The sequence below is a fragment of the Cuniculiplasma divulgatum genome (assembly GCF_900083515.1).
Lineage (GTDB): Archaea > Thermoplasmatota > Thermoplasmata > Thermoplasmatales > Thermoplasmataceae > Cuniculiplasma > Cuniculiplasma divulgatum.
In genome coordinates, this window is the sequence record NZ_LT671858.1 from 1,425,351 (window position 1) to 1,443,051 (window position 17,701).

At 39.4% G+C, this 17,701-nt stretch carries 23 protein-coding genes and 1 tRNA gene; 3 read left to right on the forward strand and 21 right to left on the reverse strand.

The features are described 5' to 3' along the window. The first annotated feature begins 100 nt into the window (after positions 1 to 100). Complete coding sequence (locus CSP5_RS06960) at positions 101 to 295, forward strand: hypothetical protein (RefSeq protein WP_021788822.1); 195 nt, start codon at positions 101 to 103, stop codon at positions 293 to 295. Between the two features lie 68 nt (positions 296 to 363). Continuing rightward, the gene (locus CSP5_RS06965; RefSeq protein WP_021788821.1) at positions 364 to 546 is read left to right on the forward strand and encodes a hypothetical protein; all 183 of its coding nucleotides are present in this window, start codon (positions 364 to 366) and stop codon (positions 544 to 546) included. 44 nt (positions 547 to 590) lie between these two features. Here CSP5_RS06965 and CSP5_RS06970 read toward each other — a convergent pair whose 3' ends face one another. The 10 genes from CSP5_RS06970 to pyk all read right to left on the reverse strand — a co-directional run bounded on the left by CSP5_RS06970 (position 591) and on the right by pyk (position 6,729). Next, the gene (locus CSP5_RS06970) at positions 591 to 1,088 is read right to left on the reverse strand and encodes a hypothetical protein (protein WP_021788820.1); all 498 of its coding nucleotides are present in this window, start codon (positions 1,086 to 1,088) and stop codon (positions 591 to 593) included. A 15-nt stretch (positions 1,089 to 1,103) separates the two neighbouring features. Beyond that, the gene (locus CSP5_RS06975; protein ID WP_021788819.1) at positions 1,104 to 1,580 is read right to left on the reverse strand and encodes a hypothetical protein; all 477 of its coding nucleotides are present in this window, start codon (positions 1,578 to 1,580) and stop codon (positions 1,104 to 1,106) included. Positions 1,581 to 1,905: 325 nt separating this feature from the next. After that, a tRNA-Pro gene (locus CSP5_RS06980) sits at positions 1,906 to 1,978 on the reverse strand. 15 nt (positions 1,979 to 1,993) lie between these two features. Further along, positions 1,994 to 2,212, reverse strand: a complete 219-nt coding sequence (locus CSP5_RS06985) for a DNA-directed RNA polymerase subunit N (RefSeq protein WP_021790073.1) — start codon at positions 2,210 to 2,212, stop codon at positions 1,994 to 1,996. 5 nt (positions 2,213 to 2,217) lie between these two features. Beyond that, a complete protein-coding gene (locus CSP5_RS06990) occupies positions 2,218 to 2,622 on the reverse strand; it encodes a 30S ribosomal protein S9 (RefSeq protein ID WP_021790074.1) in 405 nt (134 codons plus the stop codon). Further along, the gene (locus tag CSP5_RS06995; protein WP_021790075.1) at positions 2,615 to 3,040 is read right to left on the reverse strand and encodes a 50S ribosomal protein L13; all 426 of its coding nucleotides are present in this window, start codon (positions 3,038 to 3,040) and stop codon (positions 2,615 to 2,617) included. Before CSP5_RS06995 ends, CSP5_RS06990 begins: the two co-directional genes overlap by 8 nt. 4 nt (positions 3,041 to 3,044) lie before the next feature. Next, positions 3,045 to 3,413 carry a 50S ribosomal protein L18e gene (locus CSP5_RS07000; protein ID WP_077076874.1) on the reverse strand — a complete coding sequence of 123 codons (369 nt, stop codon included), beginning with the start codon at positions 3,411 to 3,413 and terminating at the stop codon, positions 3,045 to 3,047. A 49-nt stretch (positions 3,414 to 3,462) separates the two neighbouring features. Beyond that, complete coding sequence (locus tag CSP5_RS07005; RefSeq protein ID WP_021790077.1) at positions 3,463 to 4,203, reverse strand: RNA methyltransferase; 741 nt, start codon at positions 4,201 to 4,203, stop codon at positions 3,463 to 3,465. Next, a complete protein-coding gene (locus CSP5_RS07010; protein ID WP_021790078.1) occupies positions 4,200 to 4,964 on the reverse strand; it encodes an FKBP-type peptidyl-prolyl cis-trans isomerase in 765 nt (254 codons plus the stop codon). Before CSP5_RS07010 ends, CSP5_RS07005 begins: the two co-directional genes overlap by 4 nt. Positions 4,965 to 5,043: 79 nt before the next feature. Next, positions 5,044 to 6,729, reverse strand: coding sequence for a pyruvate kinase (pyk, locus tag CSP5_RS07015; RefSeq protein ID WP_077076513.1), 1,686 nt, complete (start codon positions 6,727 to 6,729; stop codon positions 5,044 to 5,046). A 134-nt stretch (positions 6,730 to 6,863) separates the two neighbouring features. On the opposite strand from pyk, the gene CSP5_RS07020 reads away from it, so the two are divergent. Beyond that, positions 6,864 to 7,481: a helix-turn-helix domain-containing protein gene (locus CSP5_RS07020; RefSeq protein ID WP_021790080.1), complete on the forward strand. Its 618-nt coding sequence runs from the start codon at positions 6,864 to 6,866 to the stop codon at positions 7,479 to 7,481. Positions 7,482 to 7,597: 116 nt separating this feature from the next. On the opposite strand, the gene aroF is transcribed toward CSP5_RS07020, so the two are convergent. The 11 genes from aroF to CSP5_RS07075 form a co-directional block, all read right to left on the reverse strand. Beyond that, positions 7,598 to 8,368, reverse strand: coding sequence for a 3-deoxy-7-phosphoheptulonate synthase (aroF, locus tag CSP5_RS07025; protein ID WP_145983982.1), 771 nt, complete (start codon positions 8,366 to 8,368; stop codon positions 7,598 to 7,600). Then, the gene (locus CSP5_RS07030; protein ID WP_021790082.1) at positions 8,349 to 9,101 is read right to left on the reverse strand and encodes a beta/alpha barrel domain-containing protein; all 753 of its coding nucleotides are present in this window, start codon (positions 9,099 to 9,101) and stop codon (positions 8,349 to 8,351) included. The genes aroF and CSP5_RS07030 overlap by 20 nt, the downstream gene beginning before the upstream one ends. 1 nt (position 9,102) lies before the next feature. Further along, positions 9,103 to 9,663, reverse strand: a complete 561-nt coding sequence (locus CSP5_RS07035) for an anthranilate synthase component II (RefSeq protein WP_021790083.1) — start codon at positions 9,661 to 9,663, stop codon at positions 9,103 to 9,105. Further along, positions 9,644 to 10,786, reverse strand: coding sequence for an anthranilate synthase component I family protein (locus CSP5_RS07040; protein WP_172399434.1), 1,143 nt, complete (start codon positions 10,784 to 10,786; stop codon positions 9,644 to 9,646). Before CSP5_RS07040 ends, CSP5_RS07035 begins: the two co-directional genes overlap by 20 nt. After that, positions 10,776 to 11,357 (reverse strand): phosphoribosylanthranilate isomerase, encoded by a 582-nt coding sequence (locus tag CSP5_RS07045; RefSeq protein ID WP_148689985.1) that lies wholly within the window; start codon positions 11,355 to 11,357, stop codon positions 10,776 to 10,778. The genes CSP5_RS07040 and CSP5_RS07045 overlap by 11 nt, the downstream gene beginning before the upstream one ends. Continuing rightward, on the reverse strand, positions 11,347 to 12,366 hold the full coding sequence (gene trpD, locus CSP5_RS07050; protein ID WP_148689986.1) for an anthranilate phosphoribosyltransferase: 1,020 nt from the start codon (positions 12,364 to 12,366) through the stop codon (positions 11,347 to 11,349). The genes CSP5_RS07045 and trpD overlap by 11 nt, the downstream gene beginning before the upstream one ends. Further along, positions 12,356 to 13,090: a tryptophan synthase subunit alpha gene (locus CSP5_RS07055; protein ID WP_021790087.1), complete on the reverse strand. Its 735-nt coding sequence runs from the start codon at positions 13,088 to 13,090 to the stop codon at positions 12,356 to 12,358. Before CSP5_RS07055 ends, trpD begins: the two co-directional genes overlap by 11 nt. A 1-nt stretch (position 13,091) precedes the next feature. Next, complete coding sequence (locus CSP5_RS07060; RefSeq protein ID WP_021790088.1) at positions 13,092 to 14,333, reverse strand: TrpB-like pyridoxal phosphate-dependent enzyme; 1,242 nt, start codon at positions 14,331 to 14,333, stop codon at positions 13,092 to 13,094. Positions 14,334 to 14,441: 108 nt separating this feature from the next. Then, entirely contained in the window at positions 14,442 to 15,095 is a 654-nt protein-coding gene (locus CSP5_RS07065; RefSeq protein ID WP_021790089.1) for a ubiquinone/menaquinone biosynthesis methyltransferase, read from the reverse strand. A gap of 19 nt (positions 15,096 to 15,114) precedes the next feature. Further along, positions 15,115 to 15,420 (reverse strand): DUF424 domain-containing protein, encoded by a 306-nt coding sequence (locus CSP5_RS07070; protein ID WP_021790090.1) that lies wholly within the window; start codon positions 15,418 to 15,420, stop codon positions 15,115 to 15,117. A gap of 4 nt (positions 15,421 to 15,424) precedes the next feature. After that, a complete protein-coding gene (locus CSP5_RS07075) occupies positions 15,425 to 17,581 on the reverse strand; it encodes a minichromosome maintenance protein MCM (protein WP_021790091.1) in 2,157 nt (718 codons plus the stop codon). Between the last annotated feature and the right edge of the window lie 120 nt (positions 17,582 to 17,701).

Here is a 17,701-nt window from a genome sequence, read left to right on the forward strand (position 1 = left end):
GGCTCAACACTAATCGCTATATATAAATTCGCATTGCGCAATGAAATATCACATTGCAGAATCGAAGGACCTTATTCTTATGGATTGCCGGCGGTTTTTCATGTGGCATGTTGGGGATATAGAACGCAGGTACACACTGAATAAGGAAAGGTTGCCCGATGACATGATAGAAGATATGAGGCATTCCTATGCTAAGGCGTTAAAGTTTATCAAGACTGAAAAAAACGACATGAAAGAAGAAGTTTCCGTCAGTCTTCTGGCAAACATAGCGAGTGATATGAAAAGGATGGCCTAATGTTATTCGAGATGTTTTATAAGGTCAAGCTGTAAGACAAAGAGAAGAATGAACTCGTGGTTCTCGAGATGAACCACCTTCAGGAAAGGCTGAAAAAGATATTCAGTGATAAGAAAGCGGATATCCTTAATAACGGCAATAAGCATAAGACTATACCTGAGGGGAAACTGGAGACGTATCTCAATAAGAGATGGAAGCTCGTGCAGAGATGTCCCAGTGGAGACGAGGCAGTTATAAAGCTCCCGTCTTAAATATGAATTGATATGTGTTCAGTAGTAATTAGAACCTTTAACCACTACAACTCTTCTATTTTCTTTTTTACGGCATTTAAAGTTATATAACTAATGACTTTAGTGCTCTTTAATACTTTTGTATCACGAGAGTAAAAAATTTTAGAATCACTGTCTTCGCAGAAGGCCGCAAGTGCCATCTTATCTCCTGTTCCTATGAATCCGTCAAGTTCATAAATTTTCTGGTAATGGGCAAAAAAATTTTTTGAAACATCCTCCATCCTTATAATTGATATAAAACCCTTGCTAATGAAGCCCTGTACTTCTTCAATACGCTTCTGTATCCTTTTATCATCCAGTTGGACATGGTTCCCATCTCTCTCTACTAAGAGTCTTTTGAAAACTTCTCCAAGGGTATAAACAAAAATCTTTATCTTCACATCTCCTAAGTTTGAAGGGTGAAATAATTTCCTTACTCCTTCTTTTTGGTCTTTGTCAATGTTATCTAACAGAAAATAATCAATGAGTATGTTAGCATCTATAGATTTTATTTGATTCGCCATAATAAGCGCTGCGCTTCAGATTAATCTCAGATTTTTTATTTCATTGAATGTGTTTTTGACATAATCAATCGAAGCCTTTTTCTCCATAAGTCTTTCGGATTTAATGTTAGATACTGCGTTAATAACATCCTCCTCAGAGGCATCTGGATTAGAAGTTCTTATAGAATGTAATGTTGCTGCAATCTCCAAAAAAAAGTCGTCTTTTTCTTTGAGAGCAATAAGGATAGCAGAAATTCCTTCAGGGATCACGATTTCCCCCCTTGCCCACTCTCTTTCTCCCATTTCAAAATAGTCATGAGACAGCGCTGAAGAATAGGGTCCATAAACGTATAGGTCAAAATCATAATCCAATGGTATTCCAAGGACTCTGCCAAAATATACGAGTTTTTGTGCTTTTATGCGGTTAGATATATCCCCCTTAGTTATCTCTTTTCGGCTTAAGCCATTCCATTTTAGAAAGCCGGCTAAAGTCTTTACTTTACTCTCATCCACTGTCTTCCCTTAATGAGTAAATAATGGAATATAAGGTTTTCATTGGGTGCCCTTCTAGGTTAGTGATTAACTAACCACTCACGCAACCATATATATTATAGTCACCTAGATGTTGCTGCTTCCTCAAGCAAAAATAAAATGAAGAGGATATACTCCTTCATTGCGTACTCGGGTAGACCTTATATGTTTCCTGAGTGGGGTTGATTCGAATAAGTGGCAATGAAATATTATTCAAATATCGGTATATCCGGGAATGACTCACATTAGTATATAAACTCTAATCATGAAAATGCCAATGAAAATAGAATCTAAACTGTATTGGTAATGGGACCGTTGAGATTTGAACTCAAGTCACTAACACCCCAAGCTAGTAGGATACCAAGCTACCCCACGGTCCCAAAAAAGTACATGCCTTATGAAAAAGGCATTATTTCGTCTATAAGTTCAATGTGCGATAGAACCATTCTTCTGCAACAGTATCTTTCAAGCCCTAGTTTGTCCATTATTGCAGAAATTTCATCTGGAGTTGGTTCTCTGTTCCTTGCCCTTATCTGGTTTAATTCAGCCTCGAACCTTCTGTAATCGGAACCTATAACTCTTCCACAGCTGAAACATCTTACAGGTATTATCATTCAGATCACCTGTAAGACTTCTGTCTTTTGGCTCTGGCCCCTCTTCCCATGGGCTTCTTTGGCAGTTTTCTTCTAATATCATTAACCATTATTGTTCTGTCATATTGTCTGTATATTTCCTCAACTGTGTTGTCCTTCAGGAACTTTACAATTCCTTTAGCCATAGCTGTTCTTGCAGCATCTACCTGTCCTGTTAAGCCTCCTCCACTTACTGAAATATCGACATCGATTGAACCAGACCTTTCACCTATAAGAGCTATTGGTTCCATCAGTTTTTCTCTAAGCAGCGCCACTGGGTATAGTTCTACTGGATAGTCATTTATCCTGAATTTTCCAGTTCCACTCTTTGTATATGCCCTCGCCGTAGCTGTTTTTCTTTTTCCAGTTGTTATAACTATTTCTTCACTCAATTACCTTTACCTCCTTTCCCATTATTTTTGCTACTTCTGTAAGGGTCACAAAACCGCTTACCCTGTTGTTCTGAGCCTTTTCGAATTTCTCGAATTGCTTATCCTTCAGTTCGGGTGGTACTCCATCGTATACAATGCATCTTTTCAGTGCCTCTTTTCCCTTAGCCTTATCTTTTGGAAGCATATCACCAATGGACCTCTTGAGAATAGCCTTTGGATTTCTTGGATAATAAGGTCCCTTCCTGACACTTCCTATATCCCTTCTGCTCCTGAACTTCCCCAGTACTGCATCTCTTCCCCCCGTCACAGCTACCTTTGCTGCATTCACTATTGTAACTGATTCTCCTTCCAGCAGCTTTTTTGCCAGAATGGTTGAAAGCCTGCCATAAACTGCGTTATCCGCATCTACGTATATCATTATCTTACCTCATTATTTTTAAATTCTTGGGTTCAGGATTTTCCTTTGCCAGATCAGCCAGGAAAACAAATTCAGACCCAGAGTCCTTGATCTTCTTCATTGCTTTCTCACTGACATCAAGAGCTGAGATCTTTAATTTCTTCTCCATATACCCGCTTCCAAGAACCTTGCCTGGCACAACGACTATGTCTCCATCCTTGCACATTTTAGATATCTTGCCCACGTTTAGATCTGCATAATTTTGCCTTGTCTCAGAGAGCCTCTTTGCAATGTCTCTCCATAAAGGTGACTGGTTTTCCCTTGACAATTTAAGAAGGGTTTCAACCGTTTCCATAATTTTAGGACTTGTTTTTCTTTCTGCTTGTATACTCATTTTGACCATCGGAATATAAACCTGAATGCCCAAGAATTAATAAAGATTTTCACGAAGAACCATCTTTTTCGTTTCTCATATCTCTTGATGCGATTTCTATTTTTCTCATTATACCCATTATTCTATAGAATTCACTCCTTGCCATATCTGATCTAGATATGAGACGCCTGAACATCACCATTGTATTAGGTATCTTGTGAGCGGGGAAATTAACCTTGCCCATTATTTTATTGATATTTTCCAGCAAAATTTCAATCTCCTCCCTTGATGCTCTGTCTTTCTCAGGGTAGTCAACTTCCTCGTTTAACATTGACTCATAAAGGATAAGCGTAAGTGCGTGGGATAGATTATAAACTGGATAATCGGGATTTCCAGGTATGGTAATGAAAAAGTCACAAAGCTCCAGTTCAGAATTTTTCAGGCCGTCCCCCTCCCTTCCAATTACAATTCCTGTCTTCTTCTCGTTCCTGTAATGATCTGACCAGAATACAGATGGTTTCATTGGTATTCTTCTGTAATCTCTCATATTCTCGGATGAAACTGCAGATGTCCCAACAAGAACATCAAAGTTTTCCCTTACTTCCTTTAAATCAGAATAATATTCCGCGCTTCCAAGAATGTCGGATGCTTCTTTTGCCCTTGCAAAGGCATCGTCGTCAAAAAATGATGTTCCAACAACTATAAGATTTTTGAAAAAAGTGTTTTTCATAGATCTGGCAGCAGCGCCAATATTACCCTGAACCTCTGGTTCCACCAGTACGATGGAAACCTGATCCCTGTTCAGTATCATTGTGCACTGACGTTTTTCTCGTTTTCTTTGTCTGCTGTTTCTTCCTTAGCTGGTATTTCCTGTTTATCGTCTTCCTTTACTTCTTCCTTCACTGGTTCATACTTTTCCGTTATGTAAAGAACCAGATCCTTAAGATATTTTCTTGTGGCTTCTACTACCCTGTACTTTGCATCAAACCACTCTATGTTGAATTTCATGTCTTCTGGAACTGTGATTTCCAGATCGTTTTCTCTTTCTTCGATCACAAACTTATCTGATCCTCTTGAGAAGTTGAGATCTATTATTCCTTTAAGTATGTCCTTCTTCCCATCCAGTTTCTCAACCAGTGAATATTTGTAGAAAACATCCTTTCCTGCCCATGGGTGATTGTAATCAACAACAACTCTTCCGGGGCTTACTGAAAGTATCCTACCTCTCTTGTTATTTATTCTTACTTCTGCTCCCGGCACAGGATCTATATTATTTCTCTTGAATTCTGACATGGTATGCACTTTTAGATTCTTTGAATCCCTCATGCCATAGGCGTTCTCTGCCTTTATCTCCACTTCATGCTCTTCTCCTATCTTTGAACTTAGAAGACTGTCATTTATTTCCTTAAACAAATCTTCAGATCCAACTACAAGAACTCCCTCTCCATACTTTTGATCCGGATCATAAATATTATTTTCTTTTGCTAGTGCTTCATCGCTCGTTGCAACAAGTTGTTTATCTGACCCGACTCTCATTTCAAATTTAATTTTTACAAAGTCTCCATTTTCCATGGTATCACCGGAATAAGTTATACGTAATTTCAGATATTATTTAAAGGTATTCTGTAAAAATTAAGCTTTTGAAATAATTTCATGCATAGACAAAACCAATATCGGAATCAATGAACACATCATCTCCGTCTTTGACGTCATTCAATACTATTGTACTGTATATGCATGTTTTTCCTGCTTTTTCAATTTTTTGAATTACTGATCTTATTGGATTGCCTGTTATTATGAAGGCTTCATAAAAGCTGTAATCAAATTTATCATCAGAAATTTTTTCACAGTTTCCCATGTAAATACTTCCTTTCCCGCTGTTAATTTTTCCGGATATGTTCTTTCCCAGTGCATATCCCCTGGCAACAAGTGTTCCTGCTGTGAGAACGCTGACCTGTGCAGTGCCTGCAAATAGGTGATCAGGGTGACCAGATGTTACAACTATTCTTTCTCCTTTAAGGATCATTCCATCCCCTACCAGTGCATTTAGAACATCCTTTACAGAGATATCCTCCTTGAAGTTTTCAATGACATATGGAAACACACCCCGATAGAGATTGGTTCTGGATGCCACTAATCTTGACGGTGTTACTGATAATATTCTAGAGGATGGTCTCATTGATGATACCATTCTGGCCGTGTTTCCACCCCTTGTGCATGCCACAATGTGATGTGCATTTATCTGATCAGAAAGAATCTTCGTGGACTTTGCTACTGAAAAGGTAACCCTGCTTCCAGTGAATTCACTTGGTTCTTCAAAATTATGGTAGAATGATTCCACATAAAGTGAAGTGTCACTCAACACTTTCACAGCTTCAAGTGGGAAAGAACCTATTGCGGTCTCCTCGGAAAGCATGAGAGCGTCAGTATTATCAAGTATGGCATTTGTTACATCTGATATTTCTGCCCTGGTTGGTGATTCACTGGAAACCATGCTTTCGAGCATCTGTGTTGCCACTATTATGGGAATACCGTTTGAATGGGCTTTTTGCATTATGTACTTCTGGCTTACTGTTACCTCATGGACAGGCATCTCTACACCAAGGTCACCCCTTGCCACCATTATGGCATCTGTTGCCTTTACTATACCTTCAATATTATCCATGGCCTGTTTTGTTTCAATTTTTGCCACAAGGTGGATATTTCCGCCCATCTTCCCAATCATGTCGTGAACCATGTCTATTTCATTGCGATTCTGGACGAATGAAAGCGCAATGTATTCAACGTTTTTCTCCACTGACATTTTCAGATATTCTCTGTCCCTTTCCTGTAAAATACCCATGGGAATGTACCTTCCAGGAATGTTCATCCTTCCATTATTTTTCAATATGCCGTCAACAGATGAACTCAATTTACATATTCTATTACCCTCCTGAATGACAGTCGTTCGTATCTTTCCGTCCATGAACAGAACTTCATCACCTTTCTTCAGTGATTTAACAACATCGTCAACAGCTATGTGGATATCAGCTTTTTCCTCCTGCTGCCCCAGAGTGTATTCCTTCCCTGACAAAATTGCTAATGTGTCACCGTTCAGCAGAGCCCTCAATTCAGGGCCCTTTAGATCAACCATTATACTCACATACATTTTTCTTTCTCTGGCCATTTTATCCCTGAAATTTACCAGATTCTGAAGTTCCTCCTTAGTACTGTGAGCTGTGTTGAGTCTGAAACATGTCACCCCGTATTCTATCATACGTTCCATAATATTTTCTTCAGAACATGCAGGACCATATGTAGCAACAATCTTGGTCTTTGGTCTCTTTAAAATGTCCATCTTTTGAGAGTTCATGGATTTAAAAGTGTATTATGGTATAATAAGAAAACTAATGATTCATTATGAAAAACTATTTAGAAATACACGAATAAACATTGATAAGAATAAATAACCTTAGTTTTATTATGATCTGAATGACGGAAAAATATCCAATCGAAGCAGTTATCGAGCTTGAACGGGATGACTGCAAGATTACTCAGGCAATAATGAAAATGAAGGGGGTTAAATCGGTAACAAGACTCAAGATAGAAGTCGATGAAACCCTGCATCTTGTTGAGAAGGATACATTCACCGATGAAGATATGAAAATAATCAACTCTCTTTCCAAAAAGGTTGCAAAAACTGGCCCCGGAAAGTTGTGGATATATGGAAAAAGCTGTTCTGCATGCAGGGCACTCGCCCTGAGTGAGGCGGTAATGGTTTCAAGCAAATCTGTGGATTCAAGAAAAATACTCTTCAGAATCCTAGTTGAGAACAGGGTTTCATTAAAAAAGTTAATGAAACAGCTTGAAGCAGATCAGTTAAACCCAAAAATAGTTGAAGAACCTGACGAGCAGAGAAATGAGATGTCTGAAAGAGAATTGAGTGTGCTTAAGATGTGCTATGATCTTGGCTATTTTGAGAATGACAGGGCCTCATCACTAACGGAGATTGCTAAGGTGCTGGGTGTTTCTACATCATCCCTATCAGAAACCTTGAGAAGAGCCATGAAAAAAACAGTGAGAGATTACCTCACGAGAAAAAATCCATGATGATTTTCTAATAGTTTACAGGTACATATCAGTAGTTAACTGTATTTTTAAAGTAATGATATTTCTAGTATGAAAAAAATTTGCCAATGCTCTGTCATACGTTCTAATGAAGAAGTTCATAGATTCAGAGCCTTAATTTTCATTGCCTTTTCATACAGTGTGGAAAATTCCCTGAAGTTGAGTTGCTGCTCCTTATCACTCATTGCCTCTTCTGGTCTTGGATGAGTTTCAACCATCAGTCCATCTGCTCCGGCTGCTACTGCTGCCAGGGCAAGTGGCTCAACGTATTCTCTTCTTCCTGCTGGATGGCTTGGATCAACCACTATGGGGAATTTCACCTTTTTCCTGAGTACTGGAATAGCTGAAATATCCAGGGTGAATCTTGTAGAATTCTCGAATGTCCTGATTCCCCTCTCAACGAGAATTATATCTTCATTTCCACCAGCACTTAGATATCTTGAAGCCTGATAAAATTCTTCAACTGTGTTTCCAAATCCTCTTTTCAGAAGCACTGGTTTTGGCTGTTTTGCCACATCCTTCAAAAGAGAAAAATTCTGACAGTTTCTGCTCCCTATCTGGAGTATATCTGCATAATCACTGACAAGTTCCAGTTCATCGTTTCCCATTACCTCAGTGACCACAAGCATATTGTATTTATCTGCTGCATCCCTCATGAGTTTCAATCCTGTTTCAGCAAGTCCCTGGAATGAATCTGGAGAAGTTCTGGGCTTGAACGCCCCTCCTCGCAGTATCTTAACACCAAGTGTGGACAGGAATTTAGCCGTTTCCATCATCTGGTCTCTACTTTCCACGGCACATGGACCTGCAATAAATCTCAGGCTTCCCTTTGGAAAGAGTTCTCTAACATTATTCATTTCTTTCATCATCGTAATCACTTCCTTCTTTTTTAATTTCTATAACAAATTTTGGTTCTTTTAAAACTGATGAACCTATAAGATATCCATCGAATGGCATTTTGAGCAATCTCCTATAGTTACTCCTATCAAGTCCGCTTTCAAGAACCTTCACTTCGTGCCCTGCCATTAGTTCAACTACCTGATCTTCGTTTCCTTCCATCTTCAGTGTTCTAAGATTTCTTCTGTTATAACCACATATTACATTTTTCCCCTGAGGTATCCTATCAAAAATCTCTCTGTCATGGAATTCAGCAAGTACATCCATGTGCATGCTTTCCGCATATCCTGTCAGTTCCTCCATCCTTGAAGCAGGAAGAAAGTCGGCAATTAGTAATATGGCATCGAAACCACAATTGTATGAGGTTTCTATCATTTCTTCTCTATCTATGAAATCCTTCATCAGAATAGGCTTTTCGAATTTCTGAAGGCTTAACCCATCAGTAAAGTTGCCTGCGAAATGATCAGGCTCGGTAAGAACGCTGAACGCATCGGCGTAATCCTTAACGTAATCCCCGAATTTTTCAGGACTGGAGAATGACGGGCCGTAAAAACCTGAAGGTGATTCTCTCTTATATTCGATTATCAGTTTTTTTCCCTTTGCCCCAAGCACATTCTTCATCGAGATCGGCTTCCTTGATCTCATATCCTCACTTACGTGATTACGCTTTTCGTTTTTTCTATAAATCTGTTCAACTACATTCAATTCAATCCCTCAAGAAATTCTCAAATAGTTTCCTTCCATACTCAGAATAGAAACTTTCAGGATGGAACTGTACCCCAAATCTTTTCATATCTGGAGTATGAAATCCCATGATACTACCATCCGATTGAGAGATGCAGTCAGGTATTATTTCTGGAGATTGACGCACTGTGAGTGAATGATACCTGATTGCCTTGAATTTCTCAGGTATGCCACTGTATAGAGGGGAATCACCGTGAATCATTGTGTCAACCTCTCCGTGAAATTGGCGATTCATTCTTTCAATGACTGAACCTTTATTATATGCTATAACCTGATGCCCAAAGCAAATACCAAGAACCTTTGAATTCTTTAACCCTGTGAGGAATGTGTCAAGATCTCCTCTGTCTTCATGAATCGAAGGGCTTCCGGGTCCCGGAGAAATAACAATACGATCATATTCATCTGCTCTTATTTTACGAAGTTCATCATTCTTCACCACCTTCACACTGGTACCAAGTTCCCCTAAAAGCTGTTCTATATTATACACAAATGAATCGTAGTTATCAATTAACAATATCTTCATTTAACTTACCCCCAACTGCTGAATATGATTTCATTCTTATCTCATCTACTTCTCTTTCCGGATCTGAATCCTTTACTATTCCTGCCCCTGATCTGACGAAATATCCATTTCCATTCCCATATATTGTTCGTATTGTCAATGCCATGTCCATTTTTTCTGGCTCAATCAAGCCTACACAACCTGCATATGGACCCCTTGGTGATGTTTCAAGATCATTGATGATCCTTATGGCCCTGTCCTTTGGCGCTCCACTAACTGTGCCTGCTGGAAAAACTGCATTTATTATTTCGCTATTTTCAATATCCCTTCTCAGCTTAGATCTAACCTGGCTAACTATATGCATTACTGATGAAAATTGCCTTATTTCCATTGATCTTTCCACGTGAACTGTACCGTAATCTGAAATTTTCCCAAGATCATTTCTGGCAAGGTCCACAAGCATTCTGTGTTCCAGAAGTTCTTTTTGGTCTGATAGTAGATCCTTTGCAATCTCCTCATTTTCTGATTCATCGATGGAAATCCTTCGGGTACCAGCAATAGGTTCTATCATGAGATCTGTCCTATCTCTGGTTATAAGATTTTCCGGAGAACTTCCAAATATTTCATATTCATTGAATTTGAAATAATATACATATAATGATCTATCAGTTCTCAGGAATGTTCTAACCATATCCAAAGGATCAAGTGAAAATGGCCCGAAATCCCTTGATACGACAACCTGAAGTGCTTCGCCATTTCTTATCCTTTCTCTTGCTGCTATTATTTTTTCTTCCATTTCATGATCCTTCACATTTTCCTTCATAGGTGAGTGGACTGCTGTTGCAGACCTTGTGTACCTGCCTTTTAACGTTCCCTCAGGATTCAGCATTAATACTGGCGGGAACAGACCTTCCTTTGCCTTCGATTTAAATATACTGTTTACAAGAGAGAACGAAAGAATGATGGGTGTTTCTGTTTGTATTTTACTAAAAATTGATGTGTCACTGGCTTCAATCACATCTGTACCGGTGATCAGGGTTTCCTCTCCTGTTATTCTCTGATCATCAGTGAACTTACAGAAATACGCGAAGTTTCTGTTATTCTTTTTAAGATCCTCCACTATTTCTAAGATTTCACTTTCCATATCCAGCCTCCCTGAAAAAGTTCCTGATCTTAGAAGCATCTTTTTTGCCAGGATATGCTTCGAGCCCACTGCTTGCGTCTATAAATCCTGGATGGTAATCCATAATTTTTCTTAAGTTTTCTATATTTATTTTTCCCGCAACACCGACCTTCTTATTTAAGAAGGATTCTATATCACTCATCTTATCTACTATGCCACTCCTGCTTTCAAGAAGTACAAGATCTGCATTATGTGATCTTTCCCTCATTGTGTCTGATTCTATTACCTCTCGATCGACATCAATAACTGAGATTATCTTTCTTCCATCCTCTCTTACTTTTTCCATATCCTGAGCGGAGTTTGGAAAGTGCAGTTGAGCATAATCTTCTCCTGAGTCATATTTCAATGATGCTTCCAGATCTGTATAAACTGAGGCAACGTTCATTCCATATTCCTTTAGTTCCTTCACCAGTTCCATTGATCCCTTTCTGGGTGATAGATCCGAAAGAACAACTCCTATTATGGTAGCCCCGGAGTCACTGGCAATTTTTGCGTCTTCAATGTTTGTGACCCCACATATTTTAAAAAACAGATGATATCGCCTCCTTTACCTTCCCACCTGTTATCTCATTGAGCTTTTCTATGGCATAACCATTCTTTATGCTCCTGTATGCCATTCTATATCCTTCATTCATGTCCCTTGAAATGCCATTCAGTATTAGACACGGGGCTGCATTGAGAGCTATGAATTTTGCTGCTGACTCGTTTTTGCCGTTCAGACCAGCAAGTGTTTTCACAAAAATCTCATTTTTGTTCTCACCTGTGACCTCGTCTTCATCTATTTTTCCCTCTGTTATTTCACTGGCTTCTATCTCCTTCCTCTTTATGTTATTATCAACAAATGATAGAGTTGACTTTCCCTTGAATGAAATTTCATCCATTCCGTCGTTACCCATTACTATTATGCCCTTCCTGTTTTGCATTTTGATGACGTTTGAAAAAATATCAATTATCTGTGGTTCCGTGCAGCCTATTACTATTCTTCCAGGATTCAGGGGATTGGTCAGTGGCCCCATGAGATTAAAAATTGTTCTGTGACCTAACTTTTTTCGAACTGGAGAGAATTTTTTGAATGCATCATTATAAAATGAGGCGAGAAGAAACACGAAATTTTTTGATGCTAAATCTGCCCTTATTTCATTTTCATTTCTTGTAAAATTATACCCTGCCCTTTCCATGAAATCTGCTCCTCCAGACTTTCCAGTTATGCTTCTGTTTCCATGTTTTCCCATGACTATTCCAAGTGAACTGCATACTATGGATGCTGCAGTGCTTACATTTATGGTTCCCTTCATGTCTCCCCCAGTTCCAACAATATCAGTGCAACCTGAATATTCACCAACGGATGCAAGTTTTCTAAGTCCCTTAGAGAATCCAGATATCTCATTCAAATTTTCACCCCTAACATGGATTGCAGAAAGAAATGCAGCCCTTTCTGAATCATTTATTTCTTCTCTGCAGAGATAGGCAGGTAACTCTTCCATCTCGCTTTCATCTATTTGACTTCCTTCTATTATCTTCATTACGGTTTCAGATACCATTGAGACCCTCCTCCAGCATATTTACTTTTGAGTCAAAACCAGCCATGTCCCCTGTTTCCATAAATGGAACAAGACTTGAACCAACTGCTATACCGTCTGCACCAGATTTGCCAAGTTCACTGATCTCCTCTAAGCTGTTAATTCCGAATCCAAATATCAGCTCACGTCCAGGGCACAGTTCTTTAATTCTTTTTACCATAAGATCAATACTAACAGGAACTCTTATTCCAGTTGACGGCTGTAAACCGTGATAGATCCAGTCATTTGTCCTGGATGCAATGTCCCTGATTACCATATCAGGAGTGGAAGAGGTAAAAAATGGAATAAGTGAAAGACCAGAATAGTCCATTTTTTCGATTAGACTGTTCCTTTCCGGAAAGTAATCAGTCAGCAGATCAGGGATTATGGCTCCACTGAATCCCATTGATTTCAGATTTCCAAGAAATTCCCTTTCCTTCCCTATGAAGTGATTGTAGTAAACAAGAGTGTAAACTTTTATTCCCTTTGATGTGGCAGTTTCTACTGTTTTTCTTAACATATCCTCAGAATAGTTTGCCTTAGCCCTGCTATGGGTCTTTCTGATCACTGGGCCGTCATAATAAGGGTGGTCTGTTGGTATCCCCAGTTCCAGATAGTCATATCTGTGCTTGAGGGAACGGTCGAAGAATTTCTGAAATGTTTCCCTATCGGGATATGGAAATGTAAAATACAGTGCCAGTTTCATCCTAATCCCTTATTATGGAAAGATCGAGCAACCCATGTCCGCTGAGATTAAATACCACAGTTTTTCCTTGATTTTCAGGGTTCCTGCAGTAATCAATAACAGTTGCAATTGCGTGCGATGATTCTGGTGCTGGTACTATACCCTGGGTTCTTGCAAACAATTCCATTGCCTGCATGCTTCTCTCTTCTGTAACCTCATCTGTCTTGATTCTCCCATTTTTTATCAGAAGTGATAAAGCAGGAGCTGCGCCGTGATATCTCAACCCTCCTGCATAGATGGATGGTGGAACAAAATCAGCTCCAAGTGACAGCATTTTTAATTCTGGCATTATACCTGCTGTGTCTATGAGATCATATTTGTAATCACCCTTACTGAACTTCGGAACCTCACTTGCAGCAGTTGCAATCATTTCTGTATCGCTTCCAACAAATGGAAATGTGAAGCCTGAAAAGTTACTTCCTCCACCAACACAGCCAATGAGTGTATCAACCTTTTCTCCTATTGCCTCCAGCTGCTTTTTTGTTTCCTGCCCGATCACACTCTGATGTGTTATTACGGAATTTTCCACACTCCCCATCATATATTTCAGATCATGATCCAGAGCATACTGCACAGCCTCACTGATTGCAATACCCAGAGTTCCGGGATGTTCTGGATTTTCAGAAAGAACCTTCCTTCCGTATTCTGTCAGATTACTTGGACTTGCATATGTATTTCCACCATAGAGTTTTATGATCTTCTTTCTCAACGGTTTCTGATCATAACTCACCCTTACCATGAAGATAGTAGATCTGATTCTGTTCAGGGTGGCTGCAAGGGCAGTGGCTGTTCCCCACTGACCTGCACCTGTTTCTGTCACAACTTCCTCCACACCCTCCTTTCCTGCATAATAGGCCTGTGGGAGTGCGGTATTTATCTTGTGAGAACCTGTGGCAGTAGCTCCTTCATTTTTGAAGAATATTTTCCCCCTGAAATTAAGCAACTTTTCCATGTTTAATGCCCTAACAAGAGGTGTGGGTCTTCCAATCTGTAAATACTGCTCTATAACCTCATCCGGTATATTCTCATATCTGCTTGACGTGAATTCCTGCCTGAGTATCTCCTTTGGCAGTATCCTGTTTAGAAGGTCTATTGATGATTTCTCAGTATCGTGATCTCTTGGCGGTGAAAGTGGTTCTGGAAGATCAGGGGCTATATTATACCATTTTCTTGGTATTATTTCCTCCTTTGCTATTTCGTACATAATACAGTAATGTAATGTTCATATTTATACATTAATGCTTATAATTCGATATAATTAATATTATTCTGTGATATAAAATTTAAAAACCTTACTAATTTCTAATTCCGATTAATCCTTTATACCTCTGTGTATGTACACAGAACCAGCTCCTAATCTGAAAGTCTCCACATTCCTGTATCCAGATTTCTTCATCATCTGTGAGAACTGAATTGGTGTGACAAAATTTTTAACTGAATTTGCAAGGTATGTATATGCCTCTGTGTGGGACACCCTGTTCATTACTGGTGGCACTAACCTGTAAAAATATATTCTAAAAGCAGGTGCGATAAAGCTTTTTCCAGGATCGAATATATCCATGTTGCAGAATATACCTCCAGGCTTCAGTGTTCTGTAGGATTCGTCCAGATAATTCTGCAGGGTTGGAATATTTCTTGTAAGAAAACATGAAACACACCTATCAAACTTTTCATCCTCAAATGGTAATTTCTCTGCTGATGCAACAGTGAAATTTACATTTCTTTTTGGACCTGGAAACATTTCCTTTGTTAGGTCTACTGCATCTATCATAAGATCAGGTATTCTGCTCAGCATCTCCTCCGTGACCTTCCCCGATCCTGCACCGATATCCTCCACATGCATTCCAGGCCTGATGTCCAGAAGATCTATCACGAATTTTCTCCATCGCCTGTCCATACCAAAACTCATCAAAGAGTCGATAAAATCATATTTCGTACTGATCGATTTGAATATCTCCCTGACCATGACCTCCTTTTCCAGATCATCACCTTATCATTTTAGCGAACTGTGCATGTGGTACTCCTGAAATTGTGATTATGTTTCCCCTTTCAACAATCCTGCATTTTATTGCAAGTTCCACCGTGTTTTTACCCACAAAGTTTCCTATTGTGCACATGTTCATGCTTTCGGCCAGAAATTTTTCTGTTACCTTTGTAGAACCGTAGAATGATTCCTTCACGTCAATGTGAAGAATGCCTTCCCTTAGCTCCTTTCCTATGAGATCCTCATCCGCTGCACTTAAAAGTATTTCATCCCTTATCTGTGTTAGTTTCGCCCTGTAAGCCTTCAATTTATCACACCCTGTCTATATATCCAGGTCCTGGGCTGTAGAGATAGCCTGTTTCTCTTGCCCTCTCCAGTGATTTTGCAAACTTTTCCCTTGGGATACCTCTTTCCATTGCTGATCTCAGAATATCCTGTTCCTTTACAAGGCTTCCATCAGAACCCTTCAAATCAGCTATTATCTCATAAATTATTTCAAGATCTGATCTCTGCCTTGCACTGGTACCAGTCATCAGAAGATCTATGTCTACTCCTTCATCATCGCTTGCCACATCCTTGAGGTATGAATCCACTATTCTCTTCGCAAGCATAGCATCGTCGATTGAAACAAATTCGGATAATCTTGCCTTTGCTGCCGCCTCAGCGAGCCTTATGGTTGACTCCAGCTGTCTTGCAGTTATAGGAACGGACTTGTATTTACCTATCTGGTGACCTGTGTTTCTTGTAAGAACATACTCCTGACTCAGATATTCCATTGCCTCGTCTGTAAGTCTTGGGATTATATGTCCCTTTGCGTAAGCGACATATTTTCTCAGCATCTCCCTTGGAATTGGTGGTTCATATTTTCTTTCGTTATCACCAATGCTACCGTCCTCAACATTATTCATTTCCATACTCTTGAAAATTTCTCCAAGTCTGTGAACCTCCAGAACGTGATCTGCAAGGTTCTTGTCCCTTTCCTGATCAGGATTGTCTATAAGCTTGAAGATAACATCGAACCTTGAAATGAGTGGGAGTGGGAAATCTAACTGCTTCATGAAATCCTCCTCAGCATCAAATCTTCCATTTTTTGGATTTGCTGCTGCCAGAACAGAACACCTTGATTTAAGTGTTGCCATGATTCCTGCTTTTGAGATAGTTACAGTTTGCTGTTCCATTGCTTCATGCATGGCGGAAGTATCTCTTTCATCCATCTTATCAAGTTCATCTATGGACACGAATCCGTTATCAGCCAGAACAAGTGCTCCTGCCTCCAGTGTCCATCTACCTTCGCCAAATTCATCCCTCACTGCGGCGGCAGTCAGTCCGGCTGCACTGGAACCCTTTCCAATTGCCATAACACCTCTTGGTGATATTTCAGACATATACCTTAAAAGCTGTGATTTTGCAGTTCCTGGATCACCGACCATCAGTATGTGTATATCACCTCTTATTATTGTGCCGTCCTTCATGAATTTCCTGACCCCCCCAAACATCTGCAGAACTAGAGTTTTCTTAATATTATCAAGACCATAGATTGTTGGTGCTATGGAGTCCGCGAGCTTGTCTATGATTTTAGGATCCCTTGAGAGCTCCCTTATGCTCTCTTCCTCCGCATCACTGATTTTAATTTCCTCCAGTTCTTTTGTGGTTTTTCTAAAGTTTATTGCGTAAAGAAATATATTGAACTCAGTCAGAAGGTTACCTGAATAGATTTTTTGCTCTGCTCTTAATATCCCATCCATTGTAACTCTATCCCCAGGGAATAGTTTACCTGAAAGATCATCTTCAACTATAACGGTAAGTCTCAGTGGTTGAGCACCTCCATTTATTGTTTCTGGATTTTCCTGAAGTTCTATCTTTTCCGTATCAATGAACTGGGAATCTTCGATTATTAATGAAAACCTCGCCTTTGGTTTCTCTCCGTGGCATTCCTCATTGGAGCACCTTTCAGGTTCCTCAAGCTTTCCCCTGTTTTGCAGTACAAAAGTTCTTGATCCACACAGAGAACATTGAAATGCTGCGTTGTAAAGTCTTGGAATAACTTCTGTATTTTTTCTTATAATTCCAGTGATACTCAGAAGCTTTCCAACATTCATGCTTCGTATGTTCCTAATATCTATCCCAAGGTGCTCAGGCAGATTATACAATCTTATGTTTATGATTATAGAATTTGAATCCTTAATGAGATAGTTCCAGCCTGAATTGGAGATGAATTTCCTGACCCTTGATATGGCTATCTCAATTGCCTCCTCAGAATTCTGTAGAACATAGGTTGCGAAATCGACATCGAATTCATCTATATCCTCGTAGGATATGAAAAGACTGCGCTGTTCGGGATAATGGGAGCTCAACTCTGTTATTTTGTCATAATAATGGTATTCCTGAAAAAATGCGTCCCAAAGGCCTTCCTTCTGATCCCTATCTAGCCTTATTTTTTCCGTTGACTGGACATGATCGCTGAACATTATTTACCATATGTCAGTATGTATTAATGAATTTTGTTTTGATTTTTCGTATAAACAAAGTCAGACATAAATATGATATATTTTAGTTCCCGATTTGATTAAAATAGTTACGGAGCACCG